Genomic DNA, 17,190 nt, shown 5'->3' on the forward strand with positions numbered 1-17,190 from the left:
ACCTTCCTGTGTGTTCAACTTCCAGCCTATTGAAAAAAGCTATCCCATGGGGTAGCTTTTTTCTATTATACTTAGATTACTTCCCTTGTTTGCTCTTTTCTTGTAGGAGCAACCGAAATGCCTGTCGTTTCTTCAAAGTTATATAAACTTGTAGGCAAATCAGTAAATCGTTCTAATTCATTATAAGCTGGAATACCGTGGTACGACATATCCAAACCTTCTTCTTCCTCACGTTCGCTAGCTCGTAATCCAACAGTCTTTTCACATACCTTGGCCATAAATGTACCACCGAGAAACCCCCAAACAACTACAACGGCAGCACCTAATAATTGTATTTTTAAAAGTGAAAAATCACCCGTTGTTAAAAAACCTTGAGACATATCAAACAATCCAACCGCTATCGTTCCAAAAACACCATTGAAGCCATGAACGGCTACGGCTCCTACTGGATCATCAACTTTTAAATGGTCGACTAAAAGTGTTGCATAAATCACAATGACTCCGCTGATGGCGCCAATTATTATCGCACTCCATTGTGAAACAAAGGCACATCCAGCTGTTACAGCTACAAGACCAGATAATACTCCATTAATCGTCATACTAGGATCTGCTTTTCCGAATTTCTTCATTGTTATAAGAAGTGCCGAAGTACCTCCACTTGCTGCAGCCAGCATCGTATTAATTGCAATTGAAGCGAGGGCAGTATTGGAAGCATCTAATGTGCTTCCTGAATTAAAAGCAAACCAACCGAACCATAAAATAAACGCACCAGCTGAAGCTAGAGGAATATTACTAGGCGCAAATACATTCGCACTTCCATCTGAATTAAATCTTCCTTTTCTTGCTCCTAAAACTTTCGCCATAGCAAAAGCCGCAAAACCGCCAACCGCATGAATAGCAGCCGAACCAGCAAAATCCTTTATTCCTAATTTCGCTAACCAACCATCGCTGTTCCAAATCCAGTGACCTGAAAGGGGATAAATGATTGTACAAATCAGAGCTGCTGTTACAATATAGGCTTTAAAATTCATCCGCTCTGCAACTGCACCAGAAACAATTGAGATACATGCCACTGCAAAACCCATTTGAAATAACACAAAAGCTGCACTTGGCAATTCAACAGAAAGAGCAATCTTTTCTGGACTCCCAAATAAATTAGTACCGATAAATCCAAAGGCGTCTTTTCCAAACATAATAGCAAAGCCAATTAACCAAAAAGCTAAAGCTCCAATCGTTAAATCCACAAAAATTTTCATTGTTACATTGACAGCATTTTTAGTTCGGACAAGACCCGCTTCTAGCAAACTAAATCCGCCTTCCATAAATAAGACCATTGCTGCAGCTAATACAATCCAAACGGTATTTAGATACATTAATTCCATGTTGGTTAGTCCTCCTTATTTGCTAGATCATCTATATCAAAGTCTGTGGTACCTGTTCGAATGTTATAGGCTTCTAGAATAGGATAGACATATATTTTCCCGTCCCCTTCTTCCCCAGTTTGAGAGGAGACTATAATAGTATGAATTGTAGGCTCAACCATGTAGTCTGAAAGGACAATCTCCAATTTAACTTTTGGATGAAGAGTCACGTTATAATTCTTACCACGATAAACTCCTTGAGTATCCTTCTGTTTCCCTCTACCGACCACCTGCGATACGGTAAAGCCTGTAATTCCTATATTCTTTAAACCCTTAATCGTCTCAGTCAGCTTTTCTGGTCTAATAATGGCCTCTATTTTTTTCATTTTATCTCCGCCTCTTTGCTCATGTTATGTTTTCTAACATCGATATGGTTAATAATATTACATGTATGAAAAACATGCAATAACCTATTGCGAAAATTATAAATAGTGCAATTATGATTAAAATCTAAATATGACTATGAAAATTAAAAAGACATCCATGGATGTCTTTTTATTGTCCTTCTTTTTTTAATTATAAATTTGCAATAAAGAGCTACCCCATGAGTAGCTCCTTTAGTCGTTATAGAATTGTGTTTTTCATTTTGGCGTACATCATCTTTACTGTCTCATCAATTTCATCTCGAGACATCCTCATCGCGTTTTCAGCACGCGCGTAACCAATTTCAGTTTTTCCGGCTTCAAGACCTTTAAATATCGCATCGGCAAATTCATCTACAGGAGTGCCAAAGGTATGCAAGCCGGCTCCACCTAAATCAGTATTAACTGCCGGCGGCGCAACTTCGATTACCTCAATGGCCGTATCTTCAAGCTGATGTCGTAAGCTCATGGTAAAAGAATGAACCGCTGCTTTCGAAGCTGAATAGATCGGTGCAATCGCCATCGGGGTAAAGGCTAAACCGGATGATACATTAAGGATAGCACCATAATCTTTATTAGCGAAGTACGTCGCGAATAGCATCGCTAAATGAAATGGCGCCTCGATGTTGGATGCTATTTCTTGACTGTAATAGCGCCAATCCTCCTTTGCGTTCGTTTTAAGAACATGGTAGCGCTGCTGTATGCCTGCGTTGTTTACAAGCACATTCACATCAGGGTGCTCGCTGGTTGCCCAGTCGAACAATGCAACCCGGTCAGATTCCTTGGTGACATCACAAACGCGTGTAATCAGCTCAGGATATTTTTCCTTTGCTTCCTGAAGCTTCGCTTCACGTCTTCCGCAGATAATCACTTTATTGCCTGCTTTTATGAATCTCTCGGCAAACGCAAACCCGATTCCTGCTGCCCCGCCCGTAATAAGTATTGTATTGCCTGATAGTTTCAACAATATCCCTCTTTCGTCTGAACGTTATGTATTTCCTCGAAATTATTGTAACCCGTTTAAAGATATTCACCCTAAACCAAAAAGGAAAGCATTCTGCTCAGGCACAGAACACTTTCCTTTTTTAAAATTTGATAAATTTGTCAATTACCAAGCTTTTGGTTTATCTTTACCCATAGAGCCCTGGAGTTTAGGATTTATATCAAAAAAAGAAAACATGCGTCACCAACAGTTCGTGAATTTATCAAGTATATTTCAGCTGCATTACCTTTTTAATAATGAAAAAAATGAGCATATGAGTTATATGTGTACGAACAAGAAAAACAGACACATTAATATAAGGCTTTGAGAAAATATATTTTTTCGACATATTCAATCCTGAATATTTCGTTTTTTTATTGAATTGAATATGCTTTGTAAAGAAAGTTTTGAATTAATAAACCTCACCCGTTATTTCAAAAAGAAAAAGCGATGCTTCGTTATTGAAGCACCGCCCCCGAAATTTTATGATAAAATTCCTCACTATTTTAGGTGGTGAATCTTCACCCCCTATGCCATAATTCCATTATCTCCCTTGATACATTTGATGCCATTGCTGCCAGGTACCATGAGGATGTTGGTGATGCCATTGGTGCCAAGGAATGAATGGATGATGTGGATGGTGCTGTGGATGGTGCTGGTGCTGGTGCTGCCACTGCTGCCAAGAACCATGAGGATGTTGCTGGTGCCATTGCTGCCATGAGCCTTGCGGAAATTGTTGATGATGATGGTGCTGCTGATTCTGCCACTGTTGCCAAGTACCGTGAGGATGCTGCTGATGCCATTGCCCCCAAGATTGACCATGCATAGAATTCACCTGCCTTTATATGAGTCTTAATAGCTTATGCACGCCAGGGTTTTGAAGTTTGTACTTATGCAAAATTTAGACAGCTAAGGTGAGAAAAGAGCACCTTCTAGTCATCATACTAATTTTTTTATCCCCCTCAAGACCATGAACCATTTGTATTGTTAAATTTATCCAAGTAAAAAAAACGTCCATAGTGGACGCCTTCGATTCATTATTCATTTATGAAGGATATCAGTTCCTCAACTTTCTCGCCGTCCAATTGGTTTGAAACGCCGAAGGCTTCACCTGTTCTATAATAATTCTTTAACCATTGTAAAATAACTACTACCAGGAGGATAATCTTTTATTTCACCGACAACTTTATATCCTTTTATTTCATAGAAAGAACGTGCTTGAAAATCAAAAGTAGTCAAAAGTGCCTTCTTTGCACCTTTCTCTTTTGCTAACCTTTCCGTTTTATCAAGCAAATCCCCACCTAAACCTTTGCCCCTAAATTCTTCACGAAACCAAAAATTATTGATTTCGACCCAGTCCCAGTAAACATCTGCAGTTATACCGCCTATCCATTTTTTATTATTATCTGAGACAATAATATTTATGGGTTGCACTGAACCTTTGTTCCTTGCTTCTTTGTGGTGGAATGAGTGCTTAATATTAAATTCCTTTATCATTGTTTTTAAAAATGCAGAGAATTCTTCGTTGTTCTCCATTAAAATTTCTATATTATATTTCATTCTTGTACTCCTTATTTGTATATTAACACTACCCATTAAACATATATCAATCTATTTTTATATCAATCAATTTTCTGCATAAGATCGTATTAATTAAGAAAAAGGTTTGGTGGTTTTGACTAAAAAAAATAAAAGTAATCCCATAATGAAAGAAGTTACTCCAAACCAAAATGTATATTTAGTAATGCTCCAAATATACGATGGAGTTAAATCAACAATAGCCTGCATCTCATTAACACTACCATTAAATGAAGAAAAAATAAGTACCTTTTCTAACCCACTTAAAGCCATCAAAATAGTCCCTGATAAAATTAAAACTAACCCTAATCCCTTCATTGTTTTCTCCTTTCTACTAGGTGTACCACTTAATGAATATTCTCCATTTTTTTACTGAATTCCTTCTTTCACCAACGTCAGCAGTCAACAAGAAAAGGACCGCCGTCGCGATCCCTTTCAAATAATAGATGTAGAAAATCTGAAAACATACCAAATTGCACAAGTACTGACGTTTATAAAGGAAAGTCTGACCCATTTCTTTTTCTCCTCCTTTTTATCTCGAAGGAGATTAACAGGAAGTATCCAAGCAATCAGTCCAAACATGAGACTACAACCTTGCTCCGTTAGTCAAAATGAAAAGGGCGAAGCGTAGTTAAAGCATCGCACCCGGTTGGCTTAAGAACAATTAATTCTTGTTTTCACTTTTTTGCAAAATAGAGATAATTTGTTTATTTTGTTCAACTTGAATATCACTATTTATTTTGATTTGGCGCACCCACCTTAATACAAATGCTAGTATTAATAATGGTAAAAGAGTAAAAAATGCAGGAATTACTTCATTCATTTCATTTTTCCCCAGTCTGTTTTTCCCTTTATTTTACCATATATTAGGTGAAGGTTACCTTTGAAGAAAGGATAAATTGTTAATTCTTCTCAACTAATCTTCATGTTAGTAAAACTAGTAAAAAAGACCGTCGCAGCGATCCCCGTCTTATACTCTTGCACCGTTCGTTTAAGTGATACTCTTCAAAATCTTTTTTTTACCAAAAAAGTCTAATCCCCTTAATATGTAAAGGGTTATCAAAAAGACCTCGTCTTACTTAAGAAGAGCGCCCGATTACTGAGCAGAAAACATCTCTAGTCATTGTTCAATCATTTCTTAGGAGTATAATCTGTCTTTAACCAACCTATTGGACTCATATTCACTTTGTTTGCCCCTGCATAGTTTGTAAGTGTTGCCATAACACTATTTAAAGGGAGTACATTATAAGTATAAGGTATCTCCTCATCATAATTATATTGGAAGGTAAATGGATTTGTAGGTGGATTCGTTTTACTCATATTTTCACTTCCTACAATATGTGAAGACCATGCCCAATTTCCTATCGTTGATTTGTCATACCATGTAAATCCTTTATTAAATAGATTTTCGCCATTATTATCCCAACTACTTCCAGTATAGGTTCCATATTTATTTGTTATGTGGGAGTTAACAATTAAATTTCTGTTATAAGCGCTTTGAAATAGCTCAGCCCATTGTTCATCCATGTTTGTAGTATCTAATCCCTGAATCTCAGAACCTGTAATTGGCTCGTTAATGTCATGGAATACACAGGTATCTGCTGCAATAGAAGCACCATTTCTCGCATTAAGTGCTCGTGACAGAGTATCAGTGCCGTATTCAGCGATAGCACTCACATTATCCAATACATCATAATGAGTTGAGTTATCAAGGTAACAGTTGTACATATGACCAGTACCTTGACGGATCATTGGTATTCTTTGCCCAATATTGGTATAACGGTTATAAGCAAGGGTTAAACGGATTCTTTGATTGCCATCCTTTACCTCAGTTCCGCTACTACTCACATAATTCACATAGTCTTTATCTCCTGAACCACTTAAATGCACCTTGCTGTGATAGGCTGCATATGCCATTATCTGTTCTTTGGTCGCACCGCCATTGCGCATGTTAAAGTATATACTATCAGAATTCAGTTCCTTTGAAGCATATTTCCCTTCCATATACTGGATTGACTGATAAATATCACTTTCTTCTGGCGGATTTTCATTTGCAGGTAATCCGAATTCAGACCAGGAAATGGTAATATTGGAGCCACCATTCTCTGTATCAATTAATCCATCCGCTGCAATAGAGAATTTACAATGGTCTATCCAAACATTATTTGCACCATTTATTTTAATAAATGTCCAGCCTACTTCCTTATGTTTTCCAGTGTCATCCCATTGCCACATTCCATCAAAATTTAGATTTCTTATGACAATATCATTCGTAGAATTTTGTAATTTAAATTCGGCACTCCTAATCGTTTTCCCTTTTTTTGAAAAAATAGTTAACCCATCGACATTATTGATATCTAATTGTGAAACACCGGATGAAGCTAAATTCGGATTTGTAAATCCATTCATAGGATTCCTATAGTTTCTTATAAACCGATATTTTTTAGTTTCTTCTGAACTTAGATTTAATGCTTTCCACCCTAGGTTAAGATCTTTCGCCACTTCAATTACCTTCACACTGCCATTTCCGGCATCCAAAATAGCCTGTAAAAACTCTCTTTCCGTTTTAACCTGGCGATAATAAGTAGTATCAATGTAATGGGTTCGGTCATTTACCCCTAATGATGCATAACCAGTTACTGAAAGATAACTATTGTCGTAGTCTTTAAAATTTCTTGTTGTATTTGGTATAGAATCAATTTCTGCTGCACTTACTAATGCATTTCCTCCAAATAATAACGTTGTTGTAAAAAAAGATATAACGACTAGCCGGATTAGTGCCCTTTTAAATTTCAAACTATTACCTCCCCAATAAAATTTTTACAGTAAATCTAGATGTAATGTAGCGGCTTGCTAAATAAAATCAATCATCTTCGCTTTCCCTACTATCATCACCTCCCTAAAAATAATCAAAAGGGCTTCAAAATGATAAAAAACAATTCTTAAGGGTCTAGTCAAGACACTTAAATCTACTAACCCCCCGCCTCTTGAAAGCGTTTTCTGATTATAGGATAAAAAATGGTGACAACTACTAATCTATTTGCATTTTGAAACAAGTTTTTATTACCATTATCCATCACAACTTTTCAGTGCTAGGTATTCTAACAATAGAAATCATATTCAAAAGGGTTTTCAAAATATATAATCAGTTTCTTAGAAATAAGAAAAAAGACTTACTCATTACTATAAAAGGAAACTAAATGAGCATGTTTAATGAAAATGATTATGTCTATAACCCTAAGCCATAAGTACTGTAGACAGTTATAGGTACAAGTCAGTGAAAAAAGGATTATAACAATTGTTCAACTATACGACACCGCTCCTTAAAGAAAAAACTGGCTACCGTTTTCGGTAGCCAGTTTTTAATATTTCCCGCATATTTATTGTCTTTTAATTCTTTTCCCCCATGGTTTGAATACCGATACAATAAAAATTATTGCCAATAGAATTACTTGTATGATAATCCAAATCATAAGTTGATAATGGTTTGCCATGAAATGATCACCTATCGATTCTTCTGAAAGATGAATTCCATTTAGAGTCCAATAATAAATAAAGAAAAATCCTAAAACCAAACAAATGAAGGTCAGAATTTCTTTGGTAATGATCCAATAAAACTTAAATAATCCCCATTTTGTAAAGATAGAAAGAATAAGACCTGTAATAACCGTTCCAATAAGTGAAGCTCTACCGGCAGTTTGTTCCATTTGGAGCATACTTGTATAATAGGCTTTTATTACCTGACTATCATTAGTCGTTAAAACACTAATGGAAAGGATTAAAAAGGTTACAGTAACCCCAAACCAGATGGCAGAAAATAATATATGAGCAGTCAACCACCATTTTTTCTGTGTAATCGATAGATTTTTCAAAGTTTTTTCTCCTGAATTAATTGATTTATTATTGATTAGAACCGAATCGATTATATTTCTTATCTCTTTGAAATAAGTATACTTCTACAATTATCTGGTTTTCCACTGTTCTTTCGTTAAAGGGAATTAGGCGAATTCATGATTATGTGATACACTCAGTTTACCATTTGATTTACTTGTTTTCACATGTGCCCTACTTATTCGTGAGTAGGGCTCCTTTTTTAAAAAATAAAAAAAACAGACTCTAAAAGAGCCTGCTTTCATTTGTTCTTTTATTAAGCTTTACGCACGTTAGCTGCTTGAGCTCCACGTTGACCTTGCTCAACGTCAAAAGTAACTGCTTGACCTTCGTCTAAAGATTTGAAACCTTCGCCTTGGATCGCTGAGAAATGAACGAATACGTCTTCTCCGCCTTCACGCTCGATAAATCCGAAACCTTTTTCTGCGTTAAACCATTTTACTTTACCTTGTTCCATTTTGTTTCCTCCAGCTGTGCTTTACACACAATGTATTACTATCCTTGCACTCAGTGATCATCAAGACGAAAAGTTAATCCTTATACTATCCTTTACACCGAACAAAAATAATTCTTCTAAAGCTTAACACCTTTTAAGAGCATTTGCAAGTAGACATATTGACAACCATTTTTGCCATCATGAATTTTCAGGGTTCCTTTGTTGTTCTTATTCGATTTAAGAAATAAAATTTCGTCTGGTATAAAATAAAAATAGTGCCAATTTCTCTGATTGAAATAGGCACTTCGTCAATCGCTATGCGTTATCGAGACACTTTTGGCGGTTGGCACACGTCACATTTCCGTTGGTTATTATTTTTAAATTTCGTAAATGTTTTTTCAAAGTTGCTACCACATTCACATTTAAATAGTAAATGTTGAGAAAAACCGTGATATTCCGTCGTGAGCAACTTACTTTCAGAATTATTCTCAACAAACTCTTTTATTTTACCAATGGTCCATCGTTTATTCATTCTCTTACACCTCCATCACTTTTCGGAGGCTTTTCTTGGCATCCGTTAAATTATAAAAAAAGTAGTAATTATCCTAAGTTACTCATTATAACATGGGCTGCTACTAAATTAATACAGATGGAAGGTATCTTGTTCATTTATAATTTTCGGGTAGAAAAAGGCATTTCAAGAAAAAGAATGTGGAACCATTTATCTCTTGTTCTAGGACCATTTGCTGTAGGAAACTTTTGGATCTTCCACTTACCTTATTGAAGATTTGGTTAATATTATTAATTATCCTGCTAAATAATTTACAATATGCCTTTTTGATTAAGCTGCCCAGGCATAGGCAGCTTGTACCTCATTCTCATTCTTTCACCCGTATAAAAAACCTCATCGCTGCACTATTACATTATATTTTTCCATTTCGAAGATTCCTTCAAATTAGAACCACCATTTTCGCTTTTCAAGGGAGCTTTGCATTTTTAATATCAATTCTTTTAGTTCCTCATTATTTTTAATGATTTGATTTTGTAAGTCAATAATTTGTTGATTCATTTCTGCTATTTGTTTTTGCAACACTGGTATAGTGTTATCCTGAAGTTCCTCTGGTTTTTTCGTGGTTTCATGACCGTTATTAGTAAGTTTCATTACATCTGAAACGGTATTCAATACTTCTGGATTTTTAAGTAATGAACCAGCAATATTCATGATTCCACTTAAATCGATAGATTTATTATCTTTCAGAGGGTTTTTGATCTCTTGTTTTGACTCATTTTCATTCGTCATGTAGTAAACTCCACAAATTTCAGCTAGGTAAAATGGTAAAATGGATTGCCTATGTTCACGTTTTTCCAAATCTTACAGTTGTAAAATATTTATATTTCTATATAATTTATTGTAATTGTATATGTAAATGTTTTCTAGGGTTCCGCAACACCCCTGTTGGTCTGGACCGAGAGAAAACTCACAGCATTGCTGTGTCACGGAAGGATAAAAGCCTGGGAGATACTGTTTAACAGTGATCTCTCAGGCTTTTTTTGTTTTTAGCTTTGTTAAATTTAAATGTTGATTATAAGTACAACGGTTAAAAGGTTGATGAAAGACTAATCAAGAGAATTTCCAGTGAGATTTGTCCTTCATAAGCATGATGAAAGACTAATCAAGAGAGTTCCCAGTGAGATTTGTCCTTCATAGGCATGATGAAAGACTAATCAGAAGATTCCTCATTGAGTTTAGTCCTTCATCAGAATTTCCGTAAGAAAAATCAACAACTTTCTTTAACAGAACCTTGTTTTTATAGGCTCTGTTATGATTCATTGTTGATTTAGGTGTAGGTATGAGAATTCATAGTCGGAGAATTTCCGGTTAATGTATATAGAGGAAGCTTAAGAAGCAGATTTAAGCGGAGCTATTCTGGTTAACTGCTCTAAATAAAACAAAATCCAAAGATTTGGATCATATAAACGGAAAAACTCCCCTTATTTTTAAGGAAATATGAGCATTTCCTAATTTAGCCGGAATTTTTCCGTTTATTTTTCAAACACAGTAAATCAACATGAGAATTTAACAAAGCTTTTTTATAAATTAATGGAGGTAATAGATAATGAATGCAAATTGGATGAAGGTGTTTGTTGGGGCATTTTTTGAAGTGTTTTGGGTAATCGGTCTAAAACATGCAAATGGCTTTTGGTCTTGGTCTGGTACAGTGATCTCGATTATGGTGAGTTTCTACTTAATCATCATGGCTAGCCGAAAACTTCCGGTAGGTACAGTATACGCAGTTTTTGTAGGTTTGGGGACAGCAGGAACGGTCATTTCTGAAATTATATTTTTCTCAGAACCTATCAAGCTGGAAAAAATCATGTTGATAGCACTTTTACTAGTTGGTGTGCTTGGATTAAAGTTATTAACAAAAGATGATAAACAAGAAGGAGCTGATTCCTAATGGCGTGGCTATCATTAATTTTAGCAGGATTATGTGAAGCATTTGGTGTTGTTACCATAAATAAATTGAATAACAGTCGTAATTGGCAATCCTTATTCCTATTAATTCTCGGATTTGGAGCCAGTTTTCTTTTTCTTGCCTACGCCATGAAAACTCTACCTATGGGGACCGCATATGCAATATGGACAGGAATTGGTTCAGCTGGTGGAGCGCTCTTAGGGATCATAATTTATGGCGAATCAAAAGATTGGAGAAGAATAGCGTGTATTGCATTAATATTAGGTGCAACGATTGGGCTAAAACTTGTTGGCTAAATGTAGTAAAAATAATATAAAAACTACTAAACCTGATAAAATAGGCTGCCAAGCGCCAGTAGACTTTTGGAAATGGCAGCCTAATAAGGGTTTGTTACCTCTGTCTCATATCTAAGATAGTCTCATTAGATTCTTATGACTTAACATAATTTTCTCCCCGTTCTAATACAGTTTGATACCCCTTACTTCCATAATCTAATAGCTTCTTAACTCTTGTTATCGTAGAGGATGAGGCATTCGTTTCTATTTGAATATCCATATATGTATTGCCTTCTTTTAGTAACCTTGCAACTTCAAGCCTTTGTACAAAAGCCTTTATTTCATTCATTGTACATAAATCATCAAAAAATGCCGCACACTCTTCCTTTGTCTTTAACGAAAGGATTGCATTAAATAACTGTTCAATGGGTTCTTGGGGTAATTTTTTTATATACATGTAACTGCCTCCACTAAATATCGGTAATAATCGTTTTATATATAATAGAAGAAATTATAATTTTTAATTAATAGAAGGGGGAATCATCCAAAAAAGACATTTTCCCCACTTCCAGCAAAAATGTAGACAAAGCAATTGTTGAAGATCTCCTGGTTTCACCTTAACCCAAGTTTTTACTTAACAGCATTTTCCAAATCGACGATGTTCACATCTCAAAATTTGCACCGTTTTGGACATAATGTAACGCACCTTCTTTTGAACGCTCAATCTGTTCTTGAGTTAATGTTCGAATCACCTTTGCAGGAACTCCAGCCACTAAAACCCCAGGTTCAATCATTTTACCTTCCGGAACAAGCGCACCAGCAGCCACTAGGGCACCTGTTCCAATAACGGCACCATTTAAAATGGTTGCACCCATCCCAATTAATGCCCCATCTTTTACTGTACATCCGTGTAAAACCACATTATGCCCAATGGTGACATATTCACGAACATGTACAGGATAGCCCGGGTCAACATGGATTATGGCTCCATCCTGAATATTTGAGCCTTTGCCTATCGTAATTTTTTCATTATCTCCTCTTAAAACAGCATTAAACCAAACAGATGTATCTTCTTTTAGTTCAATGTCGCCAATTATCTGAGCACCTGGTGCAATATACGTACTGGAATGGACATTTGGGTATTTCCCTTTATATTTATAAAGCATTTTTCCTGATCCACCTTAACCTTTCCGACGTTTTCACATCACCATAACGCGATGATTCCAGTGAACACACCTACAATTATATAGATAAGCATAATTCCTAAAGACCATTTGGCTGCGTGCTTGTGGAGATCACCTAGATTAATCCCGGTTATGTGAATTAGTAAATAAACAGACGCTACGAGCGGCCCCATAATTCCAAATGGAGTCCCATATAATGAAGCGGTTCCAATTGTTAACGCATCGATTCCATAATTAGATGCAGTTTCTGCAAGTATTGGGAGTATTCCAAAGTAAAAACCATCTGCACCAATTAAGAAAAGAGCTGGACCACTCACAATAGCAGTAAATAATGCCATATAAGCACCCAGTCCATCTGGGATAATAGCTACCAACGATTGGGCCATAGATTCAGAAATAGGAGTTCCTTTAAAAATTCCAGAAAAAATACCTGCAGCAAGTACCACGACTACTACAGCTAATGCATTAGGAGCATGTGCTGTCATTCGTTCACGTTGATGATGAAGAGCCGGATAATTAATGAGTAAGGCAAGAGCCGTACCTGCGATAAAAACGATAGCTGGAGGCAGCCATTCTAGAACAATGGCAATCATAATTAAGCTTGAAAGAAAAAGGTTAAACCCAATTAGTTTAGGGCGTTTAACATTTAGACTATCAGGTGTGATGTTTTCGATAACAGCGCTTTCAATTGCCGCATCGATTATTCCTATTTCAGACATAGAAAGTGATTCACTATTTGTCTTTCTAATTCTTGCACGTTCTTTCAACCCGATAAAATAAGCGACGGCAATAACGAATAGTAAACTTACAATCATTCCTGGTAACATTTCAAGATATAATTGATTTGGTTCGAGATTCAGAACACTTGCTACCCTGCCGGCTGGACCTCCCCATGGAACGAGTGTAGTAATCCCAATTTGCATGATTGTAATAGAAGCTAATATTATGGGACTGATACCAAGTTTCTTATAAAGTGGAAGTAAAGCGGTTACAACAATCATCATGGTTGTAGATCCATCACCATCAAAGCCTATAATTCCTGCTAACACTGCCGTTCCGACAATGATTTTTAATGGATCACCTTTCGCTAACTGTATGATTTTTGAAGTTAATGGATCAAACAATCCAGTATCCAACATGATTCCAAAATACAAAATGGCAAATAACAATAGAATAGCAGTAGGTGCTACATTCTGGATTCCTTCCATCATCAAATTCCCTAGTTCCGACCCAAATCCTCCAATTAGGCCATAAATAATCGGTACAAGTGTTAAACCTAAAAACGGAGATACACGCTTAGTCAAAATCAAAAATAAGAAGGTAAAAATCATCAAAAACCCTAAAATAGACAACATATACTTCTTCCTCCCCAATGGTCGTTTTAGGTTGCGGTATCATTGGTGCCTGGAATTATCACTGCCATATATTCCTCATTAAAACCCGATTATTTTTGCTTACAAAGATTCCTACCTATGATTTCGTCATTATGTTGTCCGAGCTCAGGACCAATCCATTCTATACTGCCGGGAGTTTCCGATAATTTTGGGACAATACCGGGAACCAGAACCTCTTCACCATCTGGCAAGGTAACACTTTGAAGCATATCTCTCGCCTTAAACTGTTCATCATTAACAATATCTTCAATACTATATATAGGTCCTACTGGGACGCCTGCTTCATCAAGAATTCTTTGTACTTCTTTTTGTGTACGAAGCTTTGTCCACTCCTCAATGACTTGATCCAATTGTTCTGCTTGTTTAGATCTACCCTGATTATTAGTGAGATTGGGATCCTCAGCCAAGTCAGTCCGGCCAATAGCATTCATAAATCGATTGAAAATGCCATCACTATTTGCGGCAATGACAATATATTTACCATCTGCACAAAGGTACGTATTAGATGGAGCGATCCCTTCCAACGTCGCGCCTGTTCTTTCTCTTACAATACCTTTTAGATCATATTCCGGCAGTACCCCCTCAAGTAAAGAGAAAACTGCTTCAGTAAGAGCAACATCCACATATTGGCCCCTTTTCAATGGATCGATATCTCTTGCTCTTAATGCCATTAACGTTCCATTAACTGCATATAGACCCGCTATTGAATCCCCAATAGCCAATCCAACACGAACGGGTGGACGATCAGGAAACCCTGTTAAATACCTAAGACCACCCATTGACTCAGCAACACTGCCGAAACCTACTTTGTCTCGGTAGGGACCGGTTTGTCCATAACCAGAAATGCGGGTCATGATAATACTTGGATTTATTGTCTTTAAATCTTCATATCCAATCCCCCACTTTTCTAACGTTCCAGGGCGAAAATTTTCAATCACTACATCTGCATCTTTTGCTAATTCCCGGACCATCTCCTGACCTTCTGCCTCACGAAGGTTAAGGGTAATGGATTTTTTATTTCTTGCATGAACATACCACCATAGTGAGGTTCCCTTATGCATGACACGCCAATTCCTTATTGAATCACCACTTTTTGGATCCTCTACTTTTATCACTTCGGCACCAAATTCGCCAAAAATCTTTCCCGCAAAGGGTGCTGCCACAAAGTTTCCTAATTCTAAAACTTTTATTCCATCTAATGGTTTTCTCAAGGGATTTCCTCCTCATCATTTAACAGTCTAAGTTTCCTAAAAGATATAGAATATTCAGATAATGTATGCAATTTTTAATAAAGACTTTTATACTTTCCGCATACTAACACTGTACATTTTTTGTTAAAGCCTCAGCATCTCTTAGCAATTGAGAGAATGAACAGTCTAATTGCTTTAGTCGTTCCAGATTCAGTCCTGTATTAATATCCTGCAGTTCTAAAAATTCTACGACACGACTTGCTTGAACATTCCCTGGAGCCCCCGGAGCATATGGACATCCTCCTAGTCCGGCTTGAGCTACATCCAATAAATGAACACCTGCTTGGATACCAGCCATTACATTCGCTAAGCCGTATCCATATGTATCATGCAAGTGAAGTGCAATTGGGATATCAGGGAACTTCTCCGCTAAACGGCTGCAGTATTCATATACTTGTCTCGGTGCAGCTTTACCGATTGTATCTCCAAGTCCCAATTCATCAACGCCAAAACTCACAAGCTTCTCTGCAATTCTTTCTACTTCAAAGTAAGGGACAACCCCGCCAAAAGGACATACGAAAGCAGTTGCAATTGCACCAATTGCCTTTCTTTCCTCCCTTCTGGATTGTTCAACCAGACCTTTAATTTCTACTAGAGATTCATCGATACTCTTATTCAAATTTGCCTGATTATGCTTTGCACTTGCAGAAAGGAAAAAAACACCATTGTGTATTTTTGATTTTAGAAATCGATCTAACCCCCGTTGATTCGGAACAAGCGCTTCATATTCAACACCATGAACTTCAGGCAAATTTTGTCCTATAATATCCGCATCTTGCATAGCGGGAACCCACTTGGGATGGACAAAAGATGTCACTTCTATACGTCTGAACCCTGCATCTATTAACTCTATAAGTTTATTAATCTTTTGATTGGTTTCTACAAACACCGGTTCATTTTGTAAACCATCTCTTAATGAAACATCTCGTATTTGAATCTTTTCAGGAAATAACACGTTGGAACCTCCATTCAAAAATTTTCCACAGAATTCTTTATTGAATTACTATTTTCATTCTTCCCATCCGAATACATAGAAATATAAAATTGAAAATCACGTTGAATATGTGCCCTCATTAACTCCTCTGCTGCTTTTCCATTTCTTGTTTGAATGGCCTCACATACTGCTTGGTGCTCCTTAGCACCATCCTCTAACCTCATTGGTATATTTAATACCGCATTTCGATAGAAGGACATGAGTGAATTTAACTGGTTCATCATTTTCATCAAGTAAGGGTTTTCACTCGCTTCAACAATAAAGAAGTGAAATTGTGTACTAAAATACTTTAATTTTTCAAGATCTTTCTTTTCCACCACCAAGTTCATTTCTTCCACTAAATTCTTCAAATGTTTACGCTGCTCCTCATTCATACGTAAAGCGGCATAATAAGCAGCAGTTGGTTCTAGACCTAATCGGCATTCATAAAGATATTTGAAATCTGAAAACGTTGGTCGATAAACTCTTACTCCACCTCTTGGACTGACCGATACTAATCCATCACTATTTAACCGACGTATTGCTTCGCGAATTGGACTTCTGCTGACCCCTGTTTCCTGAGCAACTTTTTCTTCAACAATTCGTTGTCCAGGAGGTATGAATCCGTTTACAATCATGTCATGTAAATATTCATAAACGTGATTTTGAAGAGTTTTAGACTGATTGATTTTTGATTTCATCCTTATCCCACCCACATAGTCTAAATTTTCAGATAATGTATACAAAAAAATACGTTCTTCTTCATCGGATACATTACTCCTATTCATTTAATCATTATTTTTCCTATCATTCCTCCTAATTCTACTGTGATAATAGTGTTAAAGCAAGAAAAAAAGAAAAACCATTTCTGATTTTTCTAAATATTATAACTGATTTTCATATACTGCAAACTTATGCTTCAAAGCACCTTTGCATTAATGCAGTTTCACATTACTGCATTAAAGTT

20 protein-coding genes and 1 riboswitch are annotated in these 17,190 nt (G+C 36.4%); of the genes, 3 read left to right on the top strand and 17 right to left on the bottom strand.

The genetic code is table 11. From position 1 onward, the window contains the following. Positions 1 to 71 precede the first annotated feature (71 nt). From F4694_RS05195 to F4694_RS05205, 3 genes are all read right to left on the bottom strand, one after another. A complete protein-coding gene (locus F4694_RS05195; protein ID WP_179595823.1) occupies positions 72 to 1,382 on the bottom strand; it encodes an ammonium transporter in 1,311 nt (436 codons plus the stop codon). A 5-nt stretch (positions 1,383 to 1,387) separates the two neighbouring features. Then, on the bottom strand, positions 1,388 to 1,747 hold the full coding sequence (locus tag F4694_RS05200; protein ID WP_179595824.1) for a P-II family nitrogen regulator: 360 nt from the start codon (positions 1,745 to 1,747) through the stop codon (positions 1,388 to 1,390). 238 nt (positions 1,748 to 1,985) lie between these two features. Beyond that, positions 1,986 to 2,747, bottom strand: a complete 762-nt coding sequence (locus F4694_RS05205; RefSeq protein WP_179595825.1) for an SDR family oxidoreductase — start codon at positions 2,745 to 2,747, stop codon at positions 1,986 to 1,988. Between the two features lie 642 nt (positions 2,748 to 3,389). On the opposite strand from F4694_RS05205, the gene F4694_RS05210 reads away from it, so the two are divergent. Continuing rightward, positions 3,390 to 3,593 carry a hypothetical protein gene (locus tag F4694_RS05210; protein WP_179595826.1) on the top strand — a complete coding sequence of 68 codons (204 nt, stop codon included), beginning with the start codon at positions 3,390 to 3,392 and terminating at the stop codon, positions 3,591 to 3,593. A gap of 288 nt (positions 3,594 to 3,881) precedes the next feature. Here F4694_RS05210 and F4694_RS05215 read toward each other — a convergent pair whose 3' ends face one another. From F4694_RS05215 to F4694_RS05245, 8 genes are all read right to left on the bottom strand, one after another. Further along, positions 3,882 to 4,325: a GNAT family N-acetyltransferase gene (locus tag F4694_RS05215; protein WP_179595827.1), complete on the bottom strand. Its 444-nt coding sequence runs from the start codon at positions 4,323 to 4,325 to the stop codon at positions 3,882 to 3,884. 93 nt (positions 4,326 to 4,418) lie between these two features. Further along, positions 4,419 to 4,661 carry a hypothetical protein gene (locus F4694_RS05220; protein WP_179595828.1) on the bottom strand — a complete coding sequence of 81 codons (243 nt, stop codon included), beginning with the start codon at positions 4,659 to 4,661 and terminating at the stop codon, positions 4,419 to 4,421. Between the two features lie 346 nt (positions 4,662 to 5,007). Next, complete coding sequence (locus F4694_RS05225; protein ID WP_179595829.1) at positions 5,008 to 5,166, bottom strand: hypothetical protein; 159 nt, start codon at positions 5,164 to 5,166, stop codon at positions 5,008 to 5,010. A 308-nt stretch (positions 5,167 to 5,474) separates the two neighbouring features. After that, positions 5,475 to 7,139 (bottom strand): hypothetical protein, encoded by a 1,665-nt coding sequence (locus F4694_RS05230; protein ID WP_179595830.1) that lies wholly within the window; start codon positions 7,137 to 7,139, stop codon positions 5,475 to 5,477. Positions 7,140 to 7,723: 584 nt separating this feature from the next. Next, on the bottom strand, positions 7,724 to 8,215 hold the full coding sequence (locus F4694_RS05235; RefSeq protein WP_179595831.1) for a hypothetical protein: 492 nt from the start codon (positions 8,213 to 8,215) through the stop codon (positions 7,724 to 7,726). Between the two features lie 275 nt (positions 8,216 to 8,490). After that, positions 8,491 to 8,691 (bottom strand): cold-shock protein, encoded by a 201-nt coding sequence (locus tag F4694_RS05240; protein WP_027322891.1) that lies wholly within the window; start codon positions 8,689 to 8,691, stop codon positions 8,491 to 8,493. Positions 8,692 to 8,992: 301 nt separating this feature from the next. Further along, complete coding sequence (locus F4694_RS32030) at positions 8,993 to 9,202, bottom strand: hypothetical protein (protein ID WP_257029135.1); 210 nt, start codon at positions 9,200 to 9,202, stop codon at positions 8,993 to 8,995. A 423-nt stretch (positions 9,203 to 9,625) separates the two neighbouring features. Beyond that, a complete protein-coding gene (locus tag F4694_RS05245) occupies positions 9,626 to 9,970 on the bottom strand; it encodes a hypothetical protein (protein WP_179595832.1) in 345 nt (114 codons plus the stop codon). A 123-nt stretch (positions 9,971 to 10,093) separates the two neighbouring features. Then, a riboswitch (guanidine-I (ykkC/yxkD leader) is annotated at positions 10,094 to 10,191 on the top strand. 596 nt (positions 10,192 to 10,787) lie between these two features. On the opposite strand from F4694_RS05245, the gene F4694_RS05250 reads away from it, so the two are divergent. Next, the gene (locus F4694_RS05250; protein WP_179595833.1) at positions 10,788 to 11,129 is read left to right on the top strand and encodes a DMT family transporter; all 342 of its coding nucleotides are present in this window, start codon (positions 10,788 to 10,790) and stop codon (positions 11,127 to 11,129) included. Next, positions 11,129 to 11,443 (top strand): DMT family transporter, encoded by a 315-nt coding sequence (locus tag F4694_RS05255; protein WP_179595834.1) that lies wholly within the window; start codon positions 11,129 to 11,131, stop codon positions 11,441 to 11,443. The genes F4694_RS05250 and F4694_RS05255 overlap by 1 nt, the downstream gene beginning before the upstream one ends. A gap of 133 nt (positions 11,444 to 11,576) precedes the next feature. Here F4694_RS05255 and F4694_RS05260 read toward each other — a convergent pair whose 3' ends face one another. From F4694_RS05260 to F4694_RS05285, 6 genes are all read right to left on the bottom strand, one after another. Then, complete coding sequence (locus F4694_RS05260; protein WP_179595835.1) at positions 11,577 to 11,879, bottom strand: YerC/YecD family TrpR-related protein; 303 nt, start codon at positions 11,877 to 11,879, stop codon at positions 11,577 to 11,579. Positions 11,880 to 12,084: 205 nt separating this feature from the next. Next, the gene (locus F4694_RS05265) at positions 12,085 to 12,588 is read right to left on the bottom strand and encodes a gamma carbonic anhydrase family protein (RefSeq protein WP_179595836.1); all 504 of its coding nucleotides are present in this window, start codon (positions 12,586 to 12,588) and stop codon (positions 12,085 to 12,087) included. A gap of 38 nt (positions 12,589 to 12,626) precedes the next feature. Continuing rightward, the gene (locus F4694_RS05270; protein ID WP_179595837.1) at positions 12,627 to 13,961 is read right to left on the bottom strand and encodes a CitMHS family transporter; all 1,335 of its coding nucleotides are present in this window, start codon (positions 13,959 to 13,961) and stop codon (positions 12,627 to 12,629) included. 89 nt (positions 13,962 to 14,050) lie between these two features. Continuing rightward, on the bottom strand, positions 14,051 to 15,211 hold the full coding sequence (locus tag F4694_RS05275; RefSeq protein ID WP_179595838.1) for a CaiB/BaiF CoA transferase family protein: 1,161 nt from the start codon (positions 15,209 to 15,211) through the stop codon (positions 14,051 to 14,053). Positions 15,212 to 15,314: 103 nt separating this feature from the next. Further along, positions 15,315 to 16,205 (bottom strand): hydroxymethylglutaryl-CoA lyase, encoded by an 891-nt coding sequence (locus F4694_RS05280; RefSeq protein WP_179595839.1) that lies wholly within the window; start codon positions 16,203 to 16,205, stop codon positions 15,315 to 15,317. A gap of 14 nt (positions 16,206 to 16,219) precedes the next feature. Further along, on the bottom strand, positions 16,220 to 16,924 hold the full coding sequence (locus F4694_RS05285; RefSeq protein ID WP_179595840.1) for a GntR family transcriptional regulator: 705 nt from the start codon (positions 16,922 to 16,924) through the stop codon (positions 16,220 to 16,222). Between the last annotated feature and the right edge of the window lie 266 nt (positions 16,925 to 17,190).

Source organism: Neobacillus driksii (genome assembly GCF_013409995.1).
GTDB lineage: Bacteria > Bacillota > Bacilli > Bacillales > Cytobacillaceae > Neobacillus > Neobacillus driksii.

Excerpts from the sequence above, each read along its gene's own strand:
- F4694_RS05195 (WP_179595823.1), bottom strand. The coding sequence starts at position 1,382 with ATGGAATTAATGTATCTAAATACCGTTTGGATTGTATTAGCTGCAGCA.
- F4694_RS05200 (WP_179595824.1), bottom strand. The coding sequence starts at position 1,747 with ATGAAAAAAATAGAGGCCATTATTAGACCAGAAAAGCTGACTGAGACG.
- F4694_RS05210 (WP_179595826.1), top strand. The coding sequence starts at position 3,390 with ATGGATGATGTGGATGGTGCTGTGGATGGTGCTGGTGCTGGTGCTGCC.
- F4694_RS05215 (WP_179595827.1), bottom strand. The coding sequence starts at position 4,325 with ATGAAATATAATATAGAAATTTTAATGGAGAACAACGAAGAATTCTCT.
- F4694_RS05220 (WP_179595828.1), bottom strand. The coding sequence starts at position 4,661 with ATGAAGGGATTAGGGTTAGTTTTAATTTTATCAGGGACTATTTTGATG.
- F4694_RS05225 (WP_179595829.1), bottom strand. The coding sequence starts at position 5,166 with ATGAATGAAGTAATTCCTGCATTTTTTACTCTTTTACCATTATTAATA.
- F4694_RS05240 (WP_027322891.1), bottom strand. The coding sequence starts at position 8,691 with ATGGAACAAGGTAAAGTAAAATGGTTTAACGCAGAAAAAGGTTTCGGA.
- F4694_RS32030 (WP_257029135.1), bottom strand. The coding sequence starts at position 9,202 with ATGAATAAACGATGGACCATTGGTAAAATAAAAGAGTTTGTTGAGAAT.
- F4694_RS05245 (WP_179595832.1), bottom strand. The coding sequence starts at position 9,970 with ATGACGAATGAAAATGAGTCAAAACAAGAGATCAAAAACCCTCTGAAA.
- F4694_RS05250 (WP_179595833.1), top strand. The coding sequence starts at position 10,788 with ATGAATGCAAATTGGATGAAGGTGTTTGTTGGGGCATTTTTTGAAGTG.
- F4694_RS05255 (WP_179595834.1), top strand. The coding sequence starts at position 11,129 with ATGGCGTGGCTATCATTAATTTTAGCAGGATTATGTGAAGCATTTGGT.
- F4694_RS05260 (WP_179595835.1), bottom strand. The coding sequence starts at position 11,879 with ATGTATATAAAAAAATTACCCCAAGAACCCATTGAACAGTTATTTAAT.
- F4694_RS05265 (WP_179595836.1), bottom strand. The coding sequence starts at position 12,588 with ATGCTTTATAAATATAAAGGGAAATACCCAAATGTCCATTCCAGTACG.
- F4694_RS05270 (WP_179595837.1), bottom strand. The coding sequence starts at position 13,961 with ATGTTGTCTATTTTAGGGTTTTTGATGATTTTTACCTTCTTATTTTTG.
- F4694_RS05285 (WP_179595840.1), bottom strand. The coding sequence starts at position 16,924 with ATGAAATCAAAAATCAATCAGTCTAAAACTCTTCAAAATCACGTTTAT.